We start from the raw sequence: 22809 nt of genomic DNA on the forward strand, positions 1-22809 counted from the left end.
ACACTTGCCCCCGTGCTGCGCTGCGAAGGCTGAACCGCCCCGCGCCGACGGGAAAACACCACCCGCCGGCGCTTTCGCGTGCCCTGAGTCAGCCCTTCCGGACCCGAGAGCGAGTACTCCGAGATGATCACTGCCACCGGCCTGGAACTGCGCGCCGGTTCCCGGATCCTGCTGTCCGACACCACCCTGCGGGTGCAGCCGGGGGACCGGATCGGCCTGGTCGGGCGCAACGGCGCCGGCAAGACCACCACGCTCAAGGTGCTCGCCGGCGAGGGACAGCCGTACGGCGGCCAGATCGACCGGCGCAGCGCCATCGGCTACCTGCCGCAGGACCCGCGCACCGGCGACCTGGACGTCACCGGACGGGACCGGGTGCTCTCCGCCCGCGGTCTGGACGTGCTCATGGCGCAGATGAAGGAACTGGAGAACAAGCTCGCCGAAGGCGCCGACGACGAGCGGCTGGTCCGCCGCTACGGCGCGCTGGAGGACCAGTTCGCCTCCCTCGGCGGCTACGCGGCCGAAGCCGAGGCCGCCCGCATCTGCGCCAACCTCGGCCTGCCCGACCGCGCCCTGGCGCAGACCATCGGCACGCTCTCCGGCGGTCAGCGCCGCCGCATCGAGCTGGCCCGGATCCTGTTCCGCGACGCCGGCGAGAACGGCGGCGGCATCCTGCTGCTCGACGAGCCGACGAACCACCTCGACGCCGACTCGATCACCTGGCTGCGCGGCTTCCTCGCCAACCACAAGGGCGGCCTGATCGTGATCTCCCACGACGCCTCGCTGCTGGAGGCGGTGGTCAACAAGGTCTGGTTCCTGGACGCCACCCGGTCCGTGGTCGACACGTACAACCTGGGCTGGAAGGCGTACCTGGAGGCGCGGGAGACCGACGAGCGGCGCCGCCGCCGGGAACGCGCAAACGCCGAGAAGAAGGCCGGCGCGCTGATGGCGCAGGCGGACAAGATGCGGGCCAAGGCCACCAAGACCGTCGCCGCCCAGAACATGGCCCGGCGCGCCGAGCGCCTGCTCTCCGGCCTGGACGAGGTCCGCGTCGCGGACAAGGTCGCCAAGGTACGGTTCCCGAGCCCCGCCCCGTGCGGCAAGACGCCGCTGACCGCCACCGGCCTGTCCAAGTCGTACGGGTCGCTGGAGATCTTCACCGACGTCAACGTGGCGGTGGACCGGGGTTCCCGGGTGGCCATCCTCGGCCTCAACGGCGCCGGCAAGACCACGCTGCTGCGGATGCTCGGCGGGCTGCTGGAGCCGGACACCGGCGAGGTACGCCCCGGGCACGGGCTGCGGCTGGGCTACTACGCCCAGGAGCACGAGACGCTCGACGTGGACCGGACGATCCTGGAGCACATGCGCAGCGCCGCGTCCGACCAGACCGACACCGACCTGCGCAAGATCCTCGGCGCGTTCCTCTTCTCCGGCGAGGACGTGGACAAGCCGGCCGGCGTGCTCTCCGGCGGCGAGAAGACCCGGCTGGCGCTGGCCACGCTGGTCTGCTCCGGCGCCAACGTGCTGCTGCTGGACGAGCCGACGAACAACCTCGACCCGGTCAGCCGCGAGCAGGTGCTCGACGCGATCGCCCGCTACCCGGGCGCGATCGTGCTGGTCACGCACGACCCGGGCGCGGTGACCGCGCTCAAGCCGGACCGCGCCATCCTGCTGCCCGACGGCGACGAGGACGCCTGGTCCGACGACCTGCTGGAGTTGGTCGAGCTGGCCTGACCCGCCCTCTTTTCCCCGTGGGCCGGGTCGGGGCGGGTCGGGTCGGTCAGGTCAGGAGATCGGCAAGGTAGGGGAGGACGCCGGAGGTGAGCAGGATGGTCGCGCCGATGACTATGAAGATCACCGGCACCAGCCAGTGGCCGGCGCGGCCGACCAGGGCCACCACCCGGGGGTGCCCGCCGAGCGCGGCGGCGACCGCGCACCACACGGCCACCAGTAGCGCGAACACCAGCAGCCAGACCAGGCCGGTGGCCGGGTCGAGGGAGCGGAACACCGGCACGTAGACGGCGATGTTGTCGGCTCCGTTCGCCACGGTCACCCCGGCGACGCCGAGCAGGCTGCCGACCACCGCCGGCGGCTCGTCGTCGTCGCCACGGGACATCAGCGCGCGTACGCCGAGCGCGATCGGCAGCAGGCCGAGCAGGCCGGGCCACGGGTCCGGCACCACGAGCAGCCCGGCGGCGGCCATCACCGCGACCGCGACGAGCGCGCCGATGCCCGCGTACTGCCCGGCGACGATCTGCCAGGGCCGGGGGCGTCCGGTGTGCCGGAGGGCCACGAACAGCACCGTGAGCACGACGATGTCGTCGAGATTGGTGGCGGCGAAGACACCGGCGGCACCCGCCGCGGCCGTGATCACGTCAATCACCCCGGGCACGATACGGCCCGCCGCGCCGGCCATCGCATGATCCACACCAGTTCGCCGAAGTGGAGGTGTCCGGAGCACGGTGATGCAGCCACTTCGGGGAGGTGGTGTCGATCATGGGGGAGGATGCGCTCGTCCGGCGGGGCGGTACGGATCAGCCGGTCGGAAGGATCACTCTATCGGGAAGCTGACATTGCGTAGCGTGTCGGTTGGCGAATAGTTGATATCTGGCGCATGATCGTCCGAGGCGGTCTAATAGGTGGGACCGTATCCGAACCGCACAGTCTGGGACGTGAGGGATCAGCATGGCAGCCACCGGCACAGCCACCAGCACTGAGAAGGGTCGCCGGATCGTCGGAGCCGAGCGTCAGACGCTCGCCAAAGACCTGGTAAAGCGGTACACCGGGGGTGAGAGCATCCGTGCTCTGGCGGCCTCTACCGGCCGTTCCTACGGGTTCATCCACCGTGTGCTCACCGAATCCGGCGTGCAGCTGCGGCAGCGCGGCGGCGCCCGGCGCCGGAAGAAGGCGTGACCCGCCGCCCAGCGTCGTCCATCAGCGCAGTGTTCCGGGGCGTCCGGTGACCGCCGAGACGACCGGAGTGCGCTTCGACTGCGACGGGCCGGTTGCGACGGTGACGTTGTGCCGGCCCGACGTGCTCAACGCCCAGACCCCGGCGATGTGGCGGGCGATGAGCGACTTCTCCCGCGACCTGCCCGGCGACGTCCGCGTCGTCGTCGTACGCGGCGAGGGGCGCGCCTTCTCCGCGGGCCTGGACCTGGCGGTCGCCGGTGCCACCGGGCCGGGCTCCTTCGCCGAGCTGGCCGCGCTCCCGGAGGCGGAGTGCGCCGACCGGATCGCCGAGTACCAGGGCGGCTTCACCTGGCTGCACCGGCCGGACGTGGTGTCGATCGCCGCGGTGCAGGGCCACGCCATCGGCGCCGGCTTCCAGCTCGCGCTCGCCTGCGACATGCGTGTGCTCGCCGCCGACGCCAGGCTCTCGATGGCCGAGGTGACACTCGGCCTGGTGCCCGATCTGGCCGGCACGCGCCGCCTGGTCGAGCTGGTCGGCTATTCGCGCGCCCTGGAGATCTGCGCCACCGGCCGCCGGATGGACGCCACCGAGGCGGACCGGATCGGCCTGGCCACGCTCGTGGTGCCGAACGACGAGCTGGACGCCGCGGTGCGTGACCTGTCGGCCGGGCTCCTCGCCAACAACCGGGACGCGATCGTCGAGATCAAGGCGCTCCTGGCGGGCGCGGCCGACCGTACGCACGCCGAGCAGCAGCGCGCCGAGCGGGAGGCGCAGACCCGGCGTATCCGGGACCTGGCCGGCCGGGGCGAGTAACCGGCCCGGAGCGCGATTTCGTAAGGACCGTTCGGGAAGATCTGGGTTACTCGCGAGGTTGTCACAGGCGTCTGGAGAATGGACTCCGACGATTCATGCTGCCTGACGACCTGGAGGTGACGAGTGTCCCACCCGATGGCCGGCGGCGGCATGGGCGGCTGGAGCATGCTCCGGTCGCTGCGCAACCGGGACGAGGTCTCCGCCCACGAGCTCAAGCGCGGCACGGCCCGGCGGATCGTCGCGTTCGCCCGGCCCTACCGGCGTGACATCGTCGTCTTCCTGATCACCGTGATCATCGCCGCGGTGATCGGCGTGGCCACGCCGCTGCTCGCCGGCGACGTCATCGACGCGATCGCCGGCGGCGGTCCGGACGCCCGCACGACTGTGGTCCGGCTCGCCCTGATCATCGCCGCGCTCGCCGTGGCCGATGCCCTGTTCTCCCTGGTCCAGCGGTGGTATTCGGCCCGCATCGGCGAGGGCATCATCCTCGACCTGCGCACCCGGGTCTACGACCACGTCCAGCGGATGCCGCTGCAGTTCTTCACCCGCACGCAGACCGGCGCGCTGGTGAGCCGGCTCAACAACGACGTGCTCGGCGCGCAGCGGGCGTTCACCTCGACGCTGTCCGGGGTGGTCAGCAACGTCATCCAGCTCGTGCTCACCGCCGGCGCGATGCTCGTGCTGTCCTGGCAGATCACCGTACTGGCGCTGGTGCTGCTGCCGATCTTCATCATCCCGGCCCGCCGGGTGGGCCGGCGCCTGGCCGAGATCACCCGCGAGTCGTACAACCTCGACGCGAAGATGAACGCGACCATGACCGAGCGGTTCGGCGTGGCCGGAGCGCTGCTGGTCAAGCTGTTCGGCGCGCCGGAGGTCGAGGCCGACCGGTTCGCCCGCCGGGCCGAGCGGGTGCGCGACATCGGCATCCAGTCCGCGATGTACTCGCGGACGTTCTTCGTGGCGATGCTGCTCGTCGCGTCGCTGGCCCAGGCGCTCACCTACGGGGTGGGCGGCTGGCTGGCGGTCACCGGTGCGGTCAGCGCCGGCACCGTCGTCAAGCTGGCGCTGCTGCTGACCCGTCTCTACGGCCCGCTCACCGCGCTCTCCAACGTCCGGGTCGACGTGATGAGCGCGCTCGTCTCGTTCGACCGCGTCTTCGAGGTGCTCGACCTGCGTCCGGGCATCGCGGAGAAGCCCGACGCGGTGCCGGTGCCGCGCGGCAGCGGCCGGGTCGAGTTCCGCGACGTGCGCTTCCGCTACCCGAGCGCCGCCGAGGTGTCGCTCGCGTCGCTGGAAGAGGTCTCGACCCTCGACCGTACGGTGAACGAGCCGGTGCTCAAGGGCGTCTCGTTCGCCGTCGAGCCCGGGCAGATGGTGGCCCTGGTCGGCCCCTCCGGTGCCGGCAAGTCGACGCTGTCCATGCTGATCTCCCGGATCTACGACGTCAGCGAGGGCCAGGTGCTGGTCGGCGGCGTCGACGTGCGGGACGCGACGCTCGCCTCGCTGCGCGACGAGATCGGCGTGGTCACCCAGGACTCGCACCTGTTCCACGAGACCATCCGCGAGAACCTGCGGTACGCCAAGCCCGACGCCACCGACGACGAGATCTGGGCCGCCCTGGCCGGCGCGCAGGTGGCCGACCTGGTCCGGGCGCTGCCGGACGGGCTCGACACGACGGTCGGCGAGCGCGGCTACCGCTTCTCCGGCGGCGAGAAGCAGCGCATCGCCATCGCCCGGTTGCTGCTCAAGGCCCCGTCGATAGTGATCCTGGACGAGGCCACCGCCCACCTGGACTCGGAGAGCGAGGCAGCGGTGCAGCGGGCGCTGTCGGTGGCGCTGACCGGCCGTACCGCGCTGGTGATCGCGCACCGGCTCTCGACGGTGCGCGACGCGGACCAGATCCTCGTGCTCGACGAGGGGCGGATCGTGGAGCGCGGCCGGCACGACGAACTGGTGGCCGTCGGCGGCCTGTACGCCGAGCTGTACCGCACCCAGTTCGCGGTCACCGACTCGCCCGCGCCGCACGCCGAGGCGAGCAGCCGGAGCCGGTGGTGACCACTGTGCCGATGGGCACCTACGTCGCCCACGAGGCCATGCCCCCGGCGGCAGCCAACTAGCGACCCGCGAGGCCTCAATCCCGGCGCCGACGGGCGTGGATCGGCACCGACCGGGTGGACGGGCACCCAGCGGCCGGGCCGTGGCGACCCGGACGGCCGCAGCCCTAGCTCGCGGCGATCGGGGCCCTAACCCGCGGCGACCGCGGCACGCAGCTCGGCGAACGCGGCGCCGAGCGTCTCCGGGGTGAAGTGGGCGTTCAGGCCGCTCGGGTTGGGCAGCACCCACAGCCGGGCCGGCCCGAGCGTCTCGGGCTGCGGCCCGAAGCCGGCCTTCGGCCGGGTGAACCCGATCCGGTACGCGGTCACGCCGACCACCGCCACCCAGCGCGGCCGGTACCGCTCGACCTTCGCGGTGAGCGTCGCCGCGCCGTCGACCAGTTCGGCGGCGGTCAGCTCGTCGGCGCGGGCACTGGCGCGGGCCACCATGTTGGTGATCCCGAGGCCGAGTGCGGGCAGCGCGTCCTGCTCGCTGGGGTGCAGCAGACGCGGGGTGAACCCGCCCCGGTGCAGGGCGGGCCAGAACCGGTTGCCCGGACGGGCGAAGTGCCAGCCGGTCGCCGCCGACCACAGACCGGGGTTGATGCCGACGAAGAGCACGTCCAGGCCGGGCGCGATGACGTCCGGCAGCAGCCGGTCGGCGCCGCCGCGAGCTGCTCGCGGCTGGGCGTGGGTGCCGCCGGGCGGGCGTGCCCGGCCCCGGGGCCGCCTCGGGCCGCCCACCGCCCGGGCGCCGTCGGTCGCTCACCGGCCCACCGCCCCGGGCGCCCGGCCCACCACAGCGGCCACTGTCACAGCCCGCGCAGCGCGCCGCCGTCGACCGGGACGGTCACCCCGGTGACGTACCCGGCGGCGGGGGAGAGCAGGAACGCCGCCACCCGGCCGAACTCCGCCGGGTCGCCGATGCGCCCGAGCGGGATCGCCGCCTCCGCCTGGGCGCGGGCTCGCTCGGGATCGCCGGAACCGGCCAGCAGCTCCCGGTTGCGGTCGGTCATGATCCGCCCGGGTAGCAGGCTGACCACGCGGACGCCGCGCGGGCCGAACTCGTCGGCCATGTCCTTGGCCACGCCGGCCAGGCCCGGTCGCAGCCCGTTGGAGATGCCGAGGCCGGCCAGCGGTCCGCGTACCGAGGTGGACAGCACCAGCCCGATCGCGCCGCCGTCGGTGAGCGCGCCGGCCACCGTGCGGGCGAGCCGGACGCTGCCCAGGAAGACGGTCTCGAACGACTCGCGCCACTGCTCGTCGGTGACGGTGGCGGCGGTGCCGGGCGGCGGGCCGCCGACCGAGATCAGCGCGCCGTCGAGGCGGCCGAAGTGTTCGCGGGCGGCGGCGACGAGCCGCTCCGGGGTGGCGGGGTCGGCGAGGTCGGCGGTCAGCCCGATCGCCCGCTGCGGGTCGCCGAGCGCCTCGATCGCGGCGGCCACCCGTTCCGGGGTACGCGCGGAGATGACCACCCGGGCGCCGTCGGCGACGAGTTGTTCGGCGGTGGCGAAGCCGAGGCCGCCGGAGGCGCCGGTCAGCACGTACACCCGGTCGGCGAGTCCGAGATCCATACGCCCGATCCTGCCGTACCCGGGGGCGCGTGTCAGCGCGGGGCGGGCCGCAGCAGGCGTACCCGGCCGGCGAACTGGGCCGCGACGGCGCCGCCGGCCCGGGCGACGGCCGGCATCCGGCGGGGCCGGGGCGGGCGGTGGCCGTCGTAGCGGCTCGCGGCCTCGCGCGCGGCCAGCTCCTCCGCGCCCAGCGGCGGCAGCGTGCCCCGGTCGCGCAGCTCGCGGGCCAGGTCCCAGCCGTCGCGCAGGGAGCCGTTCGAGGGGGTCCGTCCGCCCACGTGGTGAACGTCGCCGGCCATTTGAGACGAGGCCGGCGGCGAGCAGCGGCCAGTGCCGGGCCACGTCCGCGGCCCGCTTGCGCAGCAGCGCCCGGCGGGCCGCCTCGACCGGGGCCGGTGCGAAGCCGGGCGGCAGCGGTCCACCGGCGACGAGCGCGGCGACCAGCTCGGCCTGCCGGGCCGCCAGGTCGCCGCTCACGTGACCGCCGGGTGGCCGGAGGCGGCGGCGAGCGCGTCGAGCTCCGCGCGCAGCTCGGCGGCGGGCGGGTAGTGCCCGTCGCGTTCCAGCAGCAACGCGGGCGGCTGGCGCCGCCGGCACAGCTCGCGGACCAGGTCCAGCACGGTGGCGGGCACCGGGTCGGTGTGCGTGTCGTGGTAGAAGCCGCCGTGTTCGGCGCCGCCCGCGACGTGCGCGTAGGCGATGCGTTCCAGTGGCAGCCGGTCCAGCAGCGCGGTCGGCTCGCCGCCCCGGTTGCGGGCGTTGGCGTGCACGTTCGCGACGTCGAGCAGCAGCAGCGCGCCGGTGGCGTCGAGGATCTCGGTGAGGAAGTCCGCCTCGTCCAGCTCGTCGTCGGGCCAGTCGAAGAGCGCGGCGATCGGCTCCAGGGCCAGCGGCACCGGCAGCTCCGCCTGCGTCCGCCGCACGTTCGCCACCACCGCGGCGACCGCCTGGCGGCTGCGCGGCAGCGGCAGCAGGTGACCGGCCTCCAGACCGCCGGCCCGCACGAACGCGATGTGCTCACTCACCAGCGGCGCGTCCAGGGCCGCGGCCACCGCGGCCAGGTGCGCCACCCGGGCCGGATCGACCGGTTCCGCGCCGCCGAGGGACAGCCGCACCCCGTGGGGTACGACATCGACGCCGCGTCCGCGCAGCTCGGCGAGCCCGTCCGGGAGCGGCCCGGCCGGTGCGACCGCCTCCGCGACCACCTCGACGAAACGCAGCCCCGGCAGCCCGGCCACGAAACCGGCGATCTCGGGACGCCAGCCGATGCCGACGCCGGACGGGCCGCTCATCCGCCGCACCCGCCTCCGCCGCAGCCACCGCCTCCGCCGCAGGAGCTGCCACCGCCGCACGTGGAGGCGCCGCCTCCACAGGAGGTGCCGGAGCTCGCGCCGCCGACGTTGCCCATCGCCTGCCGTTGGATCTCGGCCTGCTCGGCGAAGCCCGGATCCATGGTCCAGAGCGTGGCGGTGCCGAACAGCGCCACGCCCAGCGCCACGTCCGTCGCGCCGTACGTGGCGTACGCGGGGGAGGCGGCCGGTCGCAGCCAGGCGTGCCGGCGGCGCATGTCGTTCAGCGCGGCGGTGGCCGCCCGGGTACGCCAGGGCACGCGGTTGAGCAGCAGGAACGCGAGGCCGAGCGGGAACAGGCTGAGCAGCAGCCAGCCGGTGGGCCGGTCGTTGAGCAGGCCGGAGATCGCACGCACGACGCCAATTGCCAGCAGGAAGCCGATCAGCAGCGCGCCGCGCCGCAGCGTCCGGCGCCGCTCCTGGTCCAGGGCCAGGCCCCGGCGTACCAGGCCGTCGCGCAGCTCGTCGAGCGCGCGCCGCACCCACTCGTCGGCGGCCAGGTCCCGGGTCCGCAGGCCGCGGCTCGCCGCGTGGTGGACCGCCTGGTCCAGCGGGGTGGCCCCGGCCGGCAGCGGACCGCCGGTGGTGAGCCGCCGGTCGGGTCGTACGCCGACCGCGCCCGCGTGGCGCAGCGCGCCGAGCGTGGCCCAGACGGCGAGCTGGTCGCCGCCGTTGAGGTAGGCGACCTGCTGCGGACCCAGCGCGCCGTGATCGGTCACCGGCGTGCCGGCCAGCATCCGACGCCGGTACACGATCGCGCCGATGACCAGGACGACGGCGAGCAGGAGGTACCAGCGCAGGAATACGGGGCCGGGGATGCCCCAGGTGTCGGAGGGGGTCATCGTCTGCTCCTGTCGCGAGGAGGGGTCGCGGCTCATTGTGGAGCAGGCGTGCCAGAGTCGATCTCCTGGAGCGGCGCAGTTACCGGACCGAGACCGGCGGGCTCAGTGCCGGCGCACTGCCTCCTCGACCAGGTCGAGCACCCGGGCCAGGTCGCCGGCCGGGCGGCCCATCGCCAGGTGCAGCACCAAGCCGTCGTAGGCCAGCTCCAGGAACTGGGCCAGCACGTCGATCGGGACGTCGTCGCGCAGCACGCCGGCCTCGCGCTGGCGTACCAGGCGCTCCCGGGTCGCCGCGGCGATGGCTTCGGAACGCTCCGCCCAGCGCTTGGCGAAGGCCGGGTCGGTACGCAGCCGGCGCGAGACCTCCAGCTGGCTGCCGAGCCAGCCGGTCGTGTCGGGCGAGACCGCCCGGGCCAGCAGGTCGCGCATGACCTGCACCAGGCCGTTGCGGGCGACCGTCTCCACCATGGCGGCGGCGTCGTCCTCGGCGACGGCGAGGAACAGGGAGTCCTTGTCCCGGAAGTGGTGGAAGATCGCGCCCCGGGACAGGCCGGTGGCCTCCTCCAGCCGCCGCACTGTGGCGCCCTCGTAGCCGTGCCGGGCGAAACACGCCCGCGCCGCCGCGAGGATCTCCTGCCGGCGCGCGTCGAGCTGGTCCTGACTTACTCTGGGCACGAACGGATCGTCGCAGGTGGAACCGCGTGATGCAAACCGTACGTACGGCTTGAGATGCGATTTCGGAAGATCATCCGGCCGCGTCCGATGGTTAGGATCGGCGTGTGACCGCCCTTCCCGCGCGCCCGCTCACCGTCGCCGCCGTCCAGGCCCAGCCCGTCCCCGGTGACGTCGCCGGCAACGCCCGCGCCGCCGCCCGCCTCGTCGCCCGGGCCGAGGGCGCCCGGGTCGTGGTGCTGCCCGAGCTGTTCCTGCCGGCGTACCACCCGCCGACGCTGGGCGCCGACCCGGAGGGCACCGACGTGGCCGCCGACGCCGACGGCCGGGTCGCCGACCCCCGGCTGGACCCGCTGCGGACCGCCGCCGCCGACGCGGGCGCGGCAGTGGTGATCGGCGCCGCCGTCCGCCACCCCGACCGGCGGCGCACCATCTCCTCGCTCGTGGTGGACCCGGCCGGCACGGTCACCGCCGCGTACGACAAGCAGCAGCTCTGGAGCGGCGAGCGCGAGCTGTTCGACGCCGGCCGCCGGGGCGCCACGCTCGAAGTCGACACGTGGCGGCTGGGCCTGGGCGTCTGCTACGACGGCTGCTTCCCGGAGCACGCGCGGGCGGCGGCCGGGGACGGCGCGCACGGGTACCTCTGCCCGAGCGGCTACCTGGCCGGCTCGGCGCACCGCCGCGACCTCTACTACGCCGCCCGGGCGCTGGACAACACGATGTACGTCGTGTTCGCCAACGCGGTCGGCGGCGCGGACCCCTGGCGGTTCAACGGCGGCGCGGCGGTGTACGACCCGGAGGGCCGGCCGCTGGCGCGGGGCGCCGACACCGGCGAGGACGTGCTGGTGGCGACGCTGGACCCGGACGCGCTGGCGGCCACCCGCGCGGCGCACACCATGCTGCTCGACCGGCCGGTGGACGCCGGCGCGGCCCGTACGGCGCTCGTCGCCTGACCGTGGCTGGGCCCGGGGCCCTGTCGGTGCTCGGAGCGTTCCCGTAGGGTGCCCAAGTGCCGTTGCTCCTGCTCGATCTGGACAACACCCTGCTGGACCGCGACGGGCCGTTCCGTGTCTGGGGAGAACGCTTCCTGGCGGGCATCGGCGCGCCGCCCGCCGACCTCGACTGGCTGGTGTCGGTGGACGCCGACGGGCTGACCAACAGGTGGGACGTCGCGGACGCGATCCGCGACCGGTACGCGCTGCGCATCCCCTCGATCGACCTGGTGGACGAGCTGCACGACGGCGTGGTGGCGCACATGCGGCTCGATCCGCTGGTGGCCTGCGCGCTGCGGATCGCCGCCGACGCCGGCTGGGTGCCGGTGGTGGTCACCAACGGCGCGTCCCGTCAGCAGGACGCCAAGATCCGCAAGACCGGCCTGGACCGCTACGTCGCCGACTGGGTGATCTCGGAGGAGGCCGGCGTCAGCAAGCCGAATCCGAGGATCTTCGCGCTCGCCGCCCAGCGGGCCCGGATGCCGTTGCGTGGCGCGTGGGTGGTCGGCGACAGCCCGGAGGCGGACATCGGCGGCGCGACCGCGGTGGGCCTGCCCAGCGTCTGGCTGCATCGGGGACGCCGCTGGTCGGACCCCCGGTTCGCGCCGACCCGGATCGAGGACGGGCTGATCGCGGCCGTCGCCGCAGTGCTGGCCGGCTGACCGGCGGCGCGGGCTGGCAGGCAGCGCGGCGGCACCGCGCGGAAATCCGTTGACCCGCGCCGGGGCGCGTACGAGCATGGTGCCGCGCGAGTGCGCAGCCGGGGGTGCCCGGTCGAGGAGAGGAGGTCGGTCATGGCCGTTTTCGCAGGGTCGTACCACCTGCCTCCACCAGCCTCGATCGAAGGACAGATCCACCCGTGCGCGATCATGACTTCCCGGCGCCGCAGCGCCGTGGCCGCGGCAAGAGCCGCTTCGACGACGACGAAACCGACTTCCTGAAGCGGGGGCGGCCCACGCCGACCCTCGCCGACCCGGACGCCGAGCCCGACGCGGAGGACAGCTGGTCCTCCTGGGACCGGGCCGTCCATGGCCCCGAGCCGTACCCGGACTGGCTGGTCACCGAACTGGCCGCCCGGGACACCGAGCTGGGGGTGCTCAAGACCGGCAAGGAGGCGGACGTCCACCTGGTCCGCCGCGCCGTGCCGGACACCGACCGCTCGTGCCTGCTGGCGGTCAAGCGGTACCGCGACGCCCAGCACCGGCTCTTCCACCGCGACGCCGGTTACCTGGAGGGCCGCCGGGTACGCCGGTCGCGGGAGATGCGGGCGATGACCGGCCGGACCGCGTTCGGCCGGCAGATGATCGCCGGGCAGTGGGCGGCGGCCGAGTTCGCCGCGCTGTCCCAGCTCTGGGAGATCGGCGCCGCCTCCGGGCGGATCGCGGTGCCCTATCCGGTGCAGCTGCTCGGCACCGAGCTGATGCTGGAGTTCGTCGGCGACGCCGAGGCGGGGGAGGCCGCGCCACGGCTGGCGCAGGTCCGGCCCGACGCCGCCGAGCTGCGTGACCTGTGGGATCAGCTGGTCGAGGCGCTCACCGTGCTGGCCCGGGCCGGGTACGCCCACGGCGACCTGTCTCCGTACAACCTGCTGGTGCACGCGGGCCGGCTGGTGATGATCGACCTGCCGCAGGTGGTCGACGTGGTGGCCAACCCGCAGGGCGGCGAGTTCCTGGGCCGGGACGTGCGGGTGGTGGCCGCCTGGTTCGCCGCCCGCGGCATGCCGGCCACCGTCACCGATCCGGAGGCGCTCACCGAGGCGCTGCTGCGGGAGGCGGGGATCCGCTGACGGGCGGGCGTCCCGGGTGGTCGAGCCGCCCGGGACGCCCACCCGTGCGGGTCATTGCAGGTAGCGCTCGACCTCCGGCACCGGGCGCTCGCCCTGGGCGTCCGGGTCGCCGTGCGCCTGGCGCGCGGCCCGGCGACGGCGCAGCAGGTCCCAGCACTGGTCCAGGGACTCCTCCAGGGCCCGCAGCCGCTCCCGGGCCTCGTCGTCGGTGCCGGACTCGTGCTGCTGCGCGTCGGCCCGCAGCCGGTGCTCCTCGTCGACGAGTTCCGAGATCCGGCTCAGGATGGTCTTGTCGTCCATGCCCGAAGCTTGGCACAGCGGACGGGTCCGCGCCCGCGTTCTGCCGGCGTCCGCGATAGGTGAGCGCTGCTCGCGCTCCGCAACCACCACTGTGTACGGGAGTGACGCACATCCCACGGGCTCCATTCTCGACAAAGAGATTGTTGTTGCGTGAAATATCCTCCGACCTGCCTTTTGATCTGCGGCTCAGGATGGCATGCTCGCGAGCAACGTCACGGGTCGATACGAAGCCGCGACCCTGAGTCAACCGAGGGAGCGTTCAGGTGCCCGAACCAACGGACACACCGGGACCCACCGGCCGACCCCGAACCGTGCCGCTGCGGCAGATCCTGCCGGCGGTGCTCCGCGACCCCGCCCGGGCGCTCATCGACATCGGCAACCGTACCGAAGGTGAACTGGTCCGGCTGAACCTCGGCTCGTTCCGCCCCTACCTCGTCACCCACCCCAAGCACGTGCAGCACGTCCTGCGCGACCGGGCGGACAACTACGAACGAGCAGGCGACGGGCTGTTCTGGCGTCCGGTCAAGCGGCTGTTCGGCGAGGGCATCCTCGGCGAGGGGCAGATCTGGTCGGCCAGCCGGCGCATGCTCCAGCCGATGTTCACCGCCAAACGGGTCGAGGCTCTGGTCGACGGCATGGCCGACGCGATCCGCGACGCGGTCGACGAGCTGGACGAGCCGGCCCGCGCCGGCCGTCCGGTCGACATCGGCGTGGAGCAGGCGCGCATCGTCAGCCGGGCGATCATGAAGGTGCTCTTCGCCGACCGCATCTCGGTGCCGGACGCGATGCGCGTGATCGAGGCGCAGGACCGGATCGCCACCGCCGTCATTCCCCGCATCATCGTGCCGTTCGCGCCGCTGTCGCTGCCGATGCCGGGCGACCGCACGTTCGCCCGTGCCGTACGCATCGTGGACGACGTGCTGGTGCCGATCGTCCGCGAGACCCGCGAGTCCGCCGACCAGGGCGACGACGTCATCTCGACGCTCTGGCAGGCCCGCACCGACGACGGGCGGCAGCTCGACGAGCGGCAGGTCCGCAACGACACAGTGGCCATGTTCGCCGCCACCACCGAGACCACGATCAACGTGCTGACCTGGGCCTGGCCGCACCTGGACCAGCACCCCGAGGTGGCCGAGCGGCTCTACGCCGAGATCGACGAGGTGGTCGGGGGCGAGCCGGTACGTCGCGAGCATCTGAGCCGGCTCACGTACACCCGGATGGTGCTGGACGAACTGCTGCGGCTCTACCCGATCGGATGGATCATCCCGCGCCGCGCGGTCGCCGGGGACGTCATCGACGGCGTGCCGATCGAGCCCGGCGCCACGATGGCGGTCAGCCCGCTGATCACCCAGCGGATGCGGCAGTTCTGGGACCGTCCGGACGAGTTCGACCCGGAACGGTTCCGGCCCGAGCGGGTCCGGGCCCGGCACCGGTACGCCCACTTCCCGTTCGGCGGTGGGCCGCACCAGTGCCTCGGCATGTACCTGTTCTACCTGGAGGCGCAGCTCATCCTCGCCACCATGCTCAGCCGCTACCGGTTCCGGCTGCACCGCCCCGGCGTACCCGGGTTGCGGCTGGCCGCGGCGCTGCGGCCGCGCGAGCGGGTGGAGCTGACACTCGTCGCGGCCGGGCGGGCGGAGCGGGCATGACCGACGGGCCGACACCGGATTCACTCGCCGTCGCCGCGGAGCAGGGCCGGGTCTGCGCGCTCGCCGCGCAGGGCCAGCGCGGCCTGCGCAAGGCCGCCGCCGCGCACCCGGAGCTGTTCCCCGCGGACCCGTTCGACGCGACGCTGTTCAGCAGCATCGCCCAGGCGATGGCGTTCAGCGCCCCCTGGCACAGCGCCGCCGAGCTGGCCGTGACCAACCGCGCCGTGCTCTGGGGCTTCGCCGTGGACTGGCTGGTCGACCACCAGGCCACCAGCCGGGCCGAGGTCGACCGGATCACCGGCGTCTGCCTGGACGTGCTCGACGGCGCCGGCACCGACGACCCACTGGGCCGGTTCCTGGCCGAGCTGCGCGACGACGTGGCCGCCGCGCCCGGCTACCCGGCGCTGCGCGGCCACTGGCGTGCGGCGATGGAACGCACGCTCGGCGCGATGGCCCGCGAGTGGGACTGGCGGCGCACCGGCCGCCCCACGCTCGCCGACTACCTCGCAAACGCCGACAACCTCGCCGCCACAGTGGTCAACGTGGCGCACTGGATCCACACCGGATCGGTGTCCACCGCCGAGGCGATGGACCACGCGGTCGCCGTCAGCGACGAGGTGCAGCGGGCCCTGCGGCTGGTGAACGACCTCGGCACCCACCGCCGCGACGCCGAGTCCGGCGACCTCAACGCGCTGCTGCTGGTGGACGACCCGGCCGAGGTCGAGCGGCGGTTCGCCGAGCAGGTCGACCACTGCCGCGTCCGGCTGGCGAAGCTGGCCGGTGAGGCGCCCCGGGAAGCCGACTTCCTGTCCCGGCAGCTCGGCTTCACCACCGGCTTCTACCGCAACACCGACTTCTGGGGCGTGCGGTGACGCTCACCGCCGGATCGGTGCCCGCCACCCGGTCCGGGACCGCGCACGACCTGGTCGCCGCGCTCACCGGCGAGCCGGCCGGGCAGACGTCGCCGTCGGTCTACGAGACCGCCCGGCTGGTCGCGCTCGCGCCCTGGCTGGACGGCCACGACCGGCGCCTGGCCTGGCTGCTGGCCCGGCAGCGGCCGGACGGCGGCTGGGGCGGTCCCGGCGGGTACGCGCTGGTGCCGACGCTGAGCGCGGTCGAGGCGCTGCTGACCGTGCTGCGCCGCGACGGCCCGGCCGCCGTGCCGGCCGCCGCGGCCCACCGGGGCCTGACGTTCCTGTCCGGCGCGCTGCGCGGCGACGCCCCGCCCGACCTGCCGGCCACCGACCTGATCGTGCCCGCGCTGCTCACCGCCGTGGACCGGCACCTCACCGGACCGGCCGGGCCGCCACCCGGGCTGGCCGAGTGGGCCGGCCGGCCCCGCCTGCCGCTGCCGGCCGGTCTCGACCCGGCCCGCCTGACCCGGGTACGCGCGCTGCTGGCCGCCGGGCGGCCCGTGCCGGAGAAGCTGGCGCACGCGCTGGAGGTCGCCGGTGAGCTGGCGTACCGGGCGGCCGGCGTGCGTCCCTCGGCCAGCGGCGCGGTGGGCGCCTCCCCGGCCGCCACTGCCGCCTGGCTGGGCCGTCCGGAGCCCGGAGCGGCGCTGGACTACCTGCGCGCGGTGGCCCGGCCCGGCCCGGTGCCCTGCGCCAGCCCGATCACCGTCTTCGAGCGCGCCTGGGTGCTCGGCATCCTGGTCCGGGCCGGTGTGCCGGTCGGCGCGCCCGAGCCGGTGCTCACCGAGCTGCGCGCCGCCGTCGGCCCGTCCGGCGCGGCCACCGCGCCCGGCCTGCCCGCCGACGCGGACACCACAGCTGTCGCGCTCTACGCGCTGGCCCGGCTGGGCCGCGCCCCCGGCGTCAGGCCGCTGGCCGGGTTCGACACCGGGCGGCACTTCTGCACCTGGCCGGGGGAGGACGGCGCGTCGCTGACCACTAACGCGCACGTGCTCGACGCGCTCGGCGAGCAGCCGAGCGGACCCGGCGTCACCGGCGCCCGCCGCCGGGTCACCGAGTGGCTGGTGGAGCGGCAGCAGCCGGACGGGCGCTGGGAGGACCGCTGGCACGCCTCGGCCTGCTACGCCACGTACGCGGTGCTGCTGGCGCTGGCCGACCACGCGCCCGACGGCACGGCGCGTGCCGCCGTCGAGCGGGGCGTCGCCTGGCTGCTGGACACGCAGCGCCCGGACGGCTCCTGGGGACTGTGGCACGGCACCGCCGAGGAGACCGCGTACGCGGTGCTCGCCCTGGCCGGCGCGGGCCGTTCCGGGGACGCGCGGATCGCCGCGGCGCTCGCCCGCGGACGCCGTCGACTGTCCGAGCTGGACGGATGCGACGACGAACCGGCACTATGGCACGACAAGGATCTCTACCGCCCGACGCAGATCGTGCGCGCGGCGGTGCTGGCGGCCTCCGGCCGCGCCGTCGAGGCCGGACCCACCATGATCAGGATCGCTTGAATGGAGTTCACGACGGCTGCTAGCGTGCGCCGGAGTCGATCGGATTTCGGACCGACCGTAGACCGGGCCAGGACGGTGTGATGGGTTCCCGCAGTACGAATCTCCGTACGAAGATCATCGCGCTGCTGGCGTCGCTGACCGCGCTCTGGGCGTTCGCCGCGTGGGTGACCGTGCGGGACGGGTTCAACCTGCTCGGCGTGCAGACGCTCAACGCGCGCGTCTTCGAGCCGAGCGACCCGCTGCTGCAGGAGCTGCAGGCCGAGCGGCGGCTGTCGCTGCGCTATCTGGGCGAGTCCGATCCGGGCCGGCTGCGGGAGCTGGACGCCCAGCGCGCCCGTACCGACGAGACCGCCACCGCGCTGTGGCGCTCGGTGCAGGACTGGCGTACCGAGATCCCGGCCAGCGAGGAGCTGATGCAGCGGCTCGGTGAGCTGAAGACCGAGCTGGACCAGATCGGCCAGGTACGCGCCGACGTCAGCCGCAAGACCATCGACCGCACCGCCACGCTCACCGCGTACGACGAGGCGGTCGACGCGATCTTCGCCGTCTTCGACGCGCTCGGCGGCCTCGACGACGACGAGATCGCCAAGGACACCGCCGCGCTCATCGACCTCAACCGGTCCCGGGAGCTGCTGTCCCAACAGGACGCGCTGATCACCGGCGCGATCGCGGCCAACCGGATCACCGTGGCCGAGCAGACCGCGTTCGCCCGCCTGGTCGGCGCGCAGTGGTTCCTCGCCGACCGCACCGCCCGGGAGCTCGCCCCGACCGACCGCGCACGCTTCGAGCGGATGGTCGAGGGCGACGCGTTCCAGCAGTTGCAGACCCTTCAGGACCGGGTCCTCGCGGCCAAGGGCGCCGACGTGCGCCCGCCGGTGACCGCGGCGGCGTGGCAGGCCGCCGCCGAGCAGGCGATGGCCGACCTGCGCGGGGTGATCCTGGCCGGCGGCGAGGACATCGTGTCCCGGGCGATGCCGGTAGCGATCGGCGTCATCGTGCGGCTGGTGCTCGCCGCCGGTCTCGGCCTGCTCGCCGTCATCGCCTCCGTGGTCGTCTCGATCACCACGGCCCGGTCGCTGGTGCGGCAGCTCGAACGGCTGCGCGAGGCGGCCTTCAACCTGGCGCACGAGCGGCTGCCGAGCGTGGTGGAGCGGCTGGGCCGCGGCGACGAGGTGGACGTCGCCCGCGAGGCGCCGCCGTTGCAGTTCGGCGACGACGAGATCGGCCAGGTGGGCAAGGCGTTCAACGTCGTGCAGGAGACCGCCGTCCGCACCGCCGTCGAGCAGGCCGAGCTGCGCCGCAGCGTACGCGACGTCTTCCTCAGCCTGGCCCGGCGCACCCAGGCGCTCGTGCACCGGCAGCTCACGCTGCTGGACGCGATGGAACGCCGGGAACACGACGCCGAGGAGCTGGAGGACCTGTTCCGGGTCGACCACCTGGCCACCCGGATGCGGCGCAACGCGGAGAACCTGATCGTGCTCTCCGGCTCCACGCCCGGCCGGGCCTGGCGACGCAACGTGCCGATGGTCGACGTGGTCCGCGGCGCGGTAGCCGAGGTCGAGGACTACACCCGGGTCACGGTGCGCCCGCTCGGCGAGGTGTCGCTGACCGGCCGCGCCGTCGGTGACGTCATCCACCTGCTGGCCGAGCTGATCGAGAACGGGCTCTCCTTCTCGCCGCCGCAGACCACTGTCGAGGTTCGCGGTCAGCTCGTGGCGAACGGCTTCGCCATCGAGATCGAGGACCGGGGCCTCGGCATGAGCCCCGACGAGCTGGCCGCCGCCAACGCGCGCATCGTCGACCGGTCCGAGCTGAACCTGGCCGACGCCGCCCGGCTGGGCCTGTTCGTGGTCAGCCGGCTCACCGAGCGGCACGGCGTCAAGGTGCAGCTCAAGGAATCCGCGTACGGCGGGACCACCGCCGTGGTGCTGATCCCGCGTGAACTGATCACCGCTGACGGCGCCGACGCGGCCGAGGCCCTTCCCGCACCCGGGACGGCCCTGCCCGTGGCGCCCGCGCCGGATTCGGTGCGGAGCACTCCGGCCGGCGACGGGCCGGCGATCCCGTCCGGCCCGGACGGCGCCGCCGAACCGGACCAGCCGGCCGAGCCCGCCCCGCAGGTGCCGGAGCCGGTGACGCGGGCGCCCCGGCTGACCCCGTCCGGGCTGCCGGCGCGTACCCGCAAGCGGCAGCCGCGGTGGCCGGGCCCACCACGGAGCTGGCGGTGGTGGAGCGGCGGCCCGCCGCCACGACCGACGCGGCGGAGGCGTCGCCGGCGACGGAGCCGGAGACCGAGGCGGAGACGACGCCGGTCACCGACGCGGGACTACCGGTCCGGGTACGCCAGGCCAGCCTCGCGCCGGAACTGCGGCACGACCAGACCGAGGCGGACGACGACGCCGCCGACGATGACACGGCGCGTGCACCGGAGCAGGTGCGCCGGATGATGAGCTCCTACCAGAGCGGCACCCGACGCGGCCGTACCGATGCCGCGCGCCTGCTCGGCGGGGCTCAGGGGGCCGGCGGTGCGCCGGCCGACGCGGACGAGCAGGTTACCTGACCGGGACGTCGACGCGACGGAAACCGGAAGCTGACGGCACACAGCCGGAAAGAAGAGGACGACGAGTGGCGCAGAAGACGGCTTCGAGCGCGGATCTGACGTGGCTGCTGGATGACCTGGTCGGCCGGGTCAAGCAGGCGGAGCACGCCGTGGCGCTCTCCACCGACGGACTGCTGATGGCCTCGTCCCGCGGATTGAGCCGGGACGACGGCGAGCACCTGGCCGCCATGGCGGCGGGCATCCAGAGCCTGGCCCGTGGCGCGGGCAAGCGGTTCGGCGGCGGGCAGGTGCAGCAGACCATCATCGAGATGCAGTCCTCCTTCCTGTTCGTCACAGCGGCCGGGCGTAACGCCTGCCTGGCGGTGCTGGCCTCGGAGGACGCGGACGTCGGCCTGATCGCGTACGAGATGGCCATGCTCGTCACCCGGGTCGGCCGGTTCGTCGCGTCACCGACCCGGGAACAGCCCCTCGGCGAGAACGCGGCACGATGACCGGCCGGGGGGAGTCCGCGGAGCAGGAGTGGGTGGACGACCACGCCGGCCCGGTGGTGCGCCCGTACGCGGTCACCGGCGGCCGGGCCCGCCCGGTGACCGGCACGTTCGACCTGATCTCGCTGGTCACCGCGACCCGCACGGATGTCGGGTCGGAGTCCGGGCTGGGCCCGGAGCACGTGGCGATAGTCGGCCTCTGCCAGCGGATTCTCTCCGTGGCCGAGATCGCCGCCCATCTCGACCTGCCGGTGGGCACGGTCCGGGTCCTCCTCGGAGACCTGGCCGCCCGCAGTCTGGTGCAGGTACGCGAGCCGCGCGCGACCACCGCCGGCCTTCCCGACGAGCACGTTTTCGAGGCGGTTATCAATGGACTACGGGCGCTCTGAGCGGCCGGCGGGCGCCGGGCCGCTGCCCACCGCGATCAAGATCCTGATCGCGGGCGGGTTCGGCGTCGGCAAGACCACCATGGTGGGCGCGGTCAGCGAGACCAAGCCGCTGCGCACCGAGGAGGTGCTGACCGAAACCGGGATCGGCATCGACGACCTGTCCGGCGTGGAGGAGAAGTCGACCACCACCGTGGCGATGGACTTCGGCCGGATCACCATCAGCGACGACCTGGTGCTCTACCTGTTCGGCACGCCCGGGCAGGACCGGTTCTGGTTCGTCTGGGACGAGCTGGCGCTCGGCGCGCTCGGGGCGGTGGTGCTCGCCGACACGCGCCGCCTGGCGGACTGCTTCCCGTCGATCGACTACTTCGAGGGGCGCGGCACGCCGTTCGTGGTGGCGGTGAACTGCTTCGAGGGGGCCAAGAAGTTCCGGCTCGACGAGGTGCAGGCGGCGCTCGACCTGGACCCGGGCGTACCTGTGGTGCTGTGCGACGCGCGCAAGCGTGAGTCGGCCAAGGAGGTGCTGATCACGCTGCTGGAACACGCCATGAAGCTGCGCGAGGCGCGCCGCCGCGCCGCCGGCGACTGAGGCTGCGTCGCATGACCGAGCTGAGTGTCCGGGCGATGTCACCGGAGGAGTTCGACAGCTGGCAGGACGAGCTGGCCGCCGGGTACGCGCGCGAGCACGTCACGGCCGGCAACTGGGCGCCCGAGGAGGCGCTCGACCGGGCCCGGGAGGCCACCGCCGGCTTCCTGCCGCAGGGCATGGCCACGCCCGGCATGCTGTTCCTGGTCGGCGAGCTTGCCGACGGCTCACCGGTCGGCTGGCTGTGGATCGGCCTGACCCACCCGCGCGGTCTCGCCGACTGCGCGTTCCTCTACGACATCGAGGTGGCCGCCGGGCACCGGGGCCGGGGGCTCGGGCGGGCGCTGCTCGCGGCGGGAGAGCGGGCGGCCCGGGAGCACGGCGCCCAGGCGCTGGAGCTGAACGTCTTCGGTACCAACGAGACGGCGCGCAAGCTGTACGAGACGTCGGGATACCGGGTGGTCACCCAGCAGATGCGCAAGGACCTGCGGGCCTAGGCGCGGGCGTCAGAGGCGGGTGGCGGTCCGGATCAGGCCGGCCAGCGCCCGGGACCGGCTGTGCGGTGGCCACGCGATGACTGTGGTCACCGCCGGCGCGTCCGGCACCGGCACGGTGGCCAGGTCGGCGAGCAGCAGCGACCGGGCCGACTCCGGCAGCACCACCACGGTCCGGCCGAGCGCGATGAGCTGGAACAACTGGGCGTGGTCCCGGACCTCGGGGCCGGGCCCGTCCGGATACGACCCGTCGGCCCGGGGCCAGCGCGGCATGGGCAGGCCCGGCAGCGCCTCCACCTCGGCCATCAGCAGGTGCGGTCGCCGGGCCAGCGGATGCCCGGCCGGCAGGATCGCCACCTGCGGCTCGGTGATCAGCTCTTCGGTGTCCAGCCCGGTCGTCGAGTCGTACGGCAGGTGCAGCAGCGCCACGTCGGCCCGCCCGTCGCGCAGCAGCCGTTCCTGCTCGCCGATGCCGCACAGCAGAACCTCGACCGGGACCGCGTCCGGCTCGGCGGCGTACGCGCCGAGCAGTTTCGGCAGCAGCTCGCTCGACGCCCCGGTCTTGGTCGCCAGCACCAGCCCGGGGCCACCGGTAGCGGCCTGCCCGGCGCGTCGGGTGCGGCGGTCGGCGGCGGCCACGGCGTCGAGTGCGGCCCGGCCCTCCCGCAGCAGCACCGACCCGGCCGCGGTGAGCGCGACGCTGCGGCTGTCCCGCTCCAGCAGAGTCACGCCGAGACGGCGTTCGAGCTGCCGGATCGCTCGCGACAGCGGCGGCTGGGCGATGCCCAGGCGGCGCGCGGCGCGGCCGAAGTGCAGCTCCTCGGCGACCGCCACGAAGTAGCGAAGCTCCCGCGTCTCCATCCCGCCACCGTACCGCCGCATCGATGCCTTCCGG

At 74.1% G+C, this 22809-nt stretch carries 22 protein-coding genes and 2 pseudogenes; 15 read left to right on the forward strand and 9 right to left on the reverse strand.

Annotation, left to right across the window (positions count from 1 at the left end):
* Positions 1 to 123 precede the first annotated feature (123 nt).
* A complete protein-coding gene (locus MCBG_RS29625) occupies positions 124 to 1731 on the forward strand; it encodes an ABC-F family ATP-binding cassette domain-containing protein (protein ID WP_043329650.1) in 1608 nt (535 codons plus the stop codon).
* A gap of 46 nt (positions 1732 to 1777) precedes the next feature.
* Here the strand turns inward: MCBG_RS29625 and MCBG_RS29630 are convergent, their stop codons facing one another.
* Positions 1778 to 2380 carry a cadmium resistance transporter gene (locus MCBG_RS29630; RefSeq protein ID WP_223201376.1) on the reverse strand — a complete coding sequence of 201 codons (603 nt, stop codon included), beginning with the start codon at positions 2378 to 2380 and terminating at the stop codon, positions 1778 to 1780.
* 302 nt (positions 2381 to 2682) lie between these two features.
* Between MCBG_RS29630 and MCBG_RS29635 the strand changes: the two genes are divergently transcribed.
* From MCBG_RS29635 to MCBG_RS29645, 3 genes and pseudogenes are all read left to right on the forward strand, one after another.
* Positions 2683 to 2910, forward strand: coding sequence for a helix-turn-helix domain-containing protein (locus MCBG_RS29635; protein ID WP_007072022.1), 228 nt, complete (start codon positions 2683 to 2685; stop codon positions 2908 to 2910).
* A 46-nt stretch (positions 2911 to 2956) separates the two neighbouring features.
* Entirely contained in the window at positions 2957 to 3724 is a 768-nt protein-coding gene (locus tag MCBG_RS29640) for an enoyl-CoA hydratase/isomerase family protein (protein ID WP_043329652.1), read from the forward strand.
* A 135-nt stretch (positions 3725 to 3859) separates the two neighbouring features.
* Positions 3860 to 5841 (forward strand): annotated as a pseudogene (locus tag MCBG_RS29645) (ABC transporter ATP-binding protein).
* Positions 5842 to 5967: 126 nt separating this feature from the next.
* Here the strand turns inward: MCBG_RS29645 and mug are convergent.
* From mug to MCBG_RS29675, 6 genes and pseudogenes are all read right to left on the reverse strand, one after another.
* Positions 5968 to 6561, reverse strand: coding sequence for a G/U mismatch-specific DNA glycosylase (mug, locus tag MCBG_RS29650; protein WP_369799341.1), 594 nt, complete (start codon positions 6559 to 6561; stop codon positions 5968 to 5970).
* 68 nt (positions 6562 to 6629) lie between these two features.
* Entirely contained in the window at positions 6630 to 7391 is a 762-nt protein-coding gene (locus MCBG_RS29655) for an SDR family oxidoreductase (protein ID WP_043329653.1), read from the reverse strand.
* Positions 7392 to 7423: 32 nt separating this feature from the next.
* Positions 7424 to 7868 (reverse strand): annotated as a pseudogene (locus MCBG_RS29660) (hypothetical protein).
* A complete protein-coding gene (locus tag MCBG_RS29665; protein ID WP_043331136.1) occupies positions 7865 to 8683 on the reverse strand; it encodes an MbnB/TglH/ChrH family RiPP precursor modification enzyme in 819 nt (272 codons plus the stop codon). Before MCBG_RS29665 ends, MCBG_RS29660 begins: the two are co-directional and overlap by 4 nt.
* Complete coding sequence (locus tag MCBG_RS29670; protein ID WP_043329655.1) at positions 8680 to 9582, reverse strand: TIGR04222 domain-containing membrane protein; 903 nt, start codon at positions 9580 to 9582, stop codon at positions 8680 to 8682. The genes MCBG_RS29665 and MCBG_RS29670 overlap by 4 nt, the downstream gene beginning before the upstream one ends.
* A gap of 102 nt (positions 9583 to 9684) precedes the next feature.
* The gene (locus MCBG_RS29675; RefSeq protein WP_030503274.1) at positions 9685 to 10257 is read right to left on the reverse strand and encodes a TetR/AcrR family transcriptional regulator; all 573 of its coding nucleotides are present in this window, start codon (positions 10255 to 10257) and stop codon (positions 9685 to 9687) included.
* A gap of 104 nt (positions 10258 to 10361) precedes the next feature.
* Between MCBG_RS29675 and MCBG_RS29680 the strand changes: the two genes are divergently transcribed.
* From MCBG_RS29680 to MCBG_RS29690, 3 genes are all read left to right on the forward strand, one after another.
* Positions 10362 to 11207, forward strand: coding sequence for a carbon-nitrogen hydrolase family protein (locus MCBG_RS29680; protein WP_043329657.1), 846 nt, complete (start codon positions 10362 to 10364; stop codon positions 11205 to 11207).
* 56 nt (positions 11208 to 11263) lie between these two features.
* The gene (locus MCBG_RS29685) at positions 11264 to 11908 is read left to right on the forward strand and encodes an HAD family hydrolase (RefSeq protein ID WP_030503276.1); all 645 of its coding nucleotides are present in this window, start codon (positions 11264 to 11266) and stop codon (positions 11906 to 11908) included.
* 197 nt (positions 11909 to 12105) lie between these two features.
* Entirely contained in the window at positions 12106 to 13032 is a 927-nt protein-coding gene (locus MCBG_RS29690; RefSeq protein WP_043329659.1) for a serine protein kinase RIO, read from the forward strand.
* Between the two features lie 51 nt (positions 13033 to 13083).
* On the opposite strand, the gene MCBG_RS29695 is transcribed toward MCBG_RS29690, so the two are convergent.
* Positions 13084 to 13332: a DUF2630 family protein gene (locus MCBG_RS29695; protein WP_030503278.1), complete on the reverse strand. Its 249-nt coding sequence runs from the start codon at positions 13330 to 13332 to the stop codon at positions 13084 to 13086.
* A gap of 311 nt (positions 13333 to 13643) precedes the next feature.
* Between MCBG_RS29695 and MCBG_RS29700 the strand changes: the two genes are divergently transcribed.
* The 8 genes from MCBG_RS29700 to MCBG_RS29735 all read left to right on the forward strand — a co-directional run bounded on the left by MCBG_RS29700 (position 13644) and on the right by MCBG_RS29735 (position 21917).
* Positions 13644 to 14981, forward strand: coding sequence for a cytochrome P450 (locus MCBG_RS29700; RefSeq protein WP_176722849.1), 1338 nt, complete (start codon positions 13644 to 13646; stop codon positions 14979 to 14981).
* Positions 14978 to 15853 carry a terpene synthase family protein gene (locus MCBG_RS29705; RefSeq protein ID WP_043329662.1) on the forward strand — a complete coding sequence of 292 codons (876 nt, stop codon included), beginning with the start codon at positions 14978 to 14980 and terminating at the stop codon, positions 15851 to 15853. Before MCBG_RS29700 ends, MCBG_RS29705 begins: the two co-directional genes overlap by 4 nt.
* A complete protein-coding gene (locus MCBG_RS29710) occupies positions 15850 to 17397 on the forward strand; it encodes a prenyltransferase/squalene oxidase repeat-containing protein (RefSeq protein WP_043329664.1) in 1548 nt (515 codons plus the stop codon). Before MCBG_RS29705 ends, MCBG_RS29710 begins: the two co-directional genes overlap by 4 nt.
* Positions 17398 to 17477: 80 nt before the next feature.
* The gene (locus tag MCBG_RS29715; RefSeq protein WP_223201377.1) at positions 17478 to 19844 is read left to right on the forward strand and encodes a sensor histidine kinase; all 2367 of its coding nucleotides are present in this window, start codon (positions 17478 to 17480) and stop codon (positions 19842 to 19844) included.
* A gap of 178 nt (positions 19845 to 20022) precedes the next feature.
* Positions 20023 to 20448, forward strand: a complete 426-nt coding sequence (locus tag MCBG_RS29720) for a roadblock/LC7 domain-containing protein (RefSeq protein WP_030503283.1) — start codon at positions 20023 to 20025, stop codon at positions 20446 to 20448.
* On the forward strand, positions 20445 to 20834 hold the full coding sequence (locus MCBG_RS29725) for a DUF742 domain-containing protein (RefSeq protein WP_030503284.1): 390 nt from the start codon (positions 20445 to 20447) through the stop codon (positions 20832 to 20834). Before MCBG_RS29720 ends, MCBG_RS29725 begins: the two co-directional genes overlap by 4 nt.
* Positions 20815 to 21423 (forward strand): GTP-binding protein, encoded by a 609-nt coding sequence (locus MCBG_RS29730; RefSeq protein ID WP_043329666.1) that lies wholly within the window; start codon positions 20815 to 20817, stop codon positions 21421 to 21423. The genes MCBG_RS29725 and MCBG_RS29730 overlap by 20 nt, the downstream gene beginning before the upstream one ends.
* An 11-nt stretch (positions 21424 to 21434) precedes the next feature.
* Positions 21435 to 21917 carry a GNAT family N-acetyltransferase gene (locus tag MCBG_RS29735; protein ID WP_043329668.1) on the forward strand — a complete coding sequence of 161 codons (483 nt, stop codon included), beginning with the start codon at positions 21435 to 21437 and terminating at the stop codon, positions 21915 to 21917.
* 9 nt (positions 21918 to 21926) lie between these two features.
* Here MCBG_RS29735 and MCBG_RS29740 read toward each other — a convergent pair whose 3' ends face one another.
* Entirely contained in the window at positions 21927 to 22775 is an 849-nt protein-coding gene (locus tag MCBG_RS29740; RefSeq protein ID WP_043329670.1) for a LysR family transcriptional regulator, read from the reverse strand.
* Positions 22776 to 22809 lie beyond the last annotated feature (34 nt).

It is taken from the genome of Micromonospora sp. M42 (assembly GCF_000568915.1).
GTDB lineage: Bacteria > Actinomycetota > Actinomycetes > Mycobacteriales > Micromonosporaceae > Micromonospora > Micromonospora chalcea.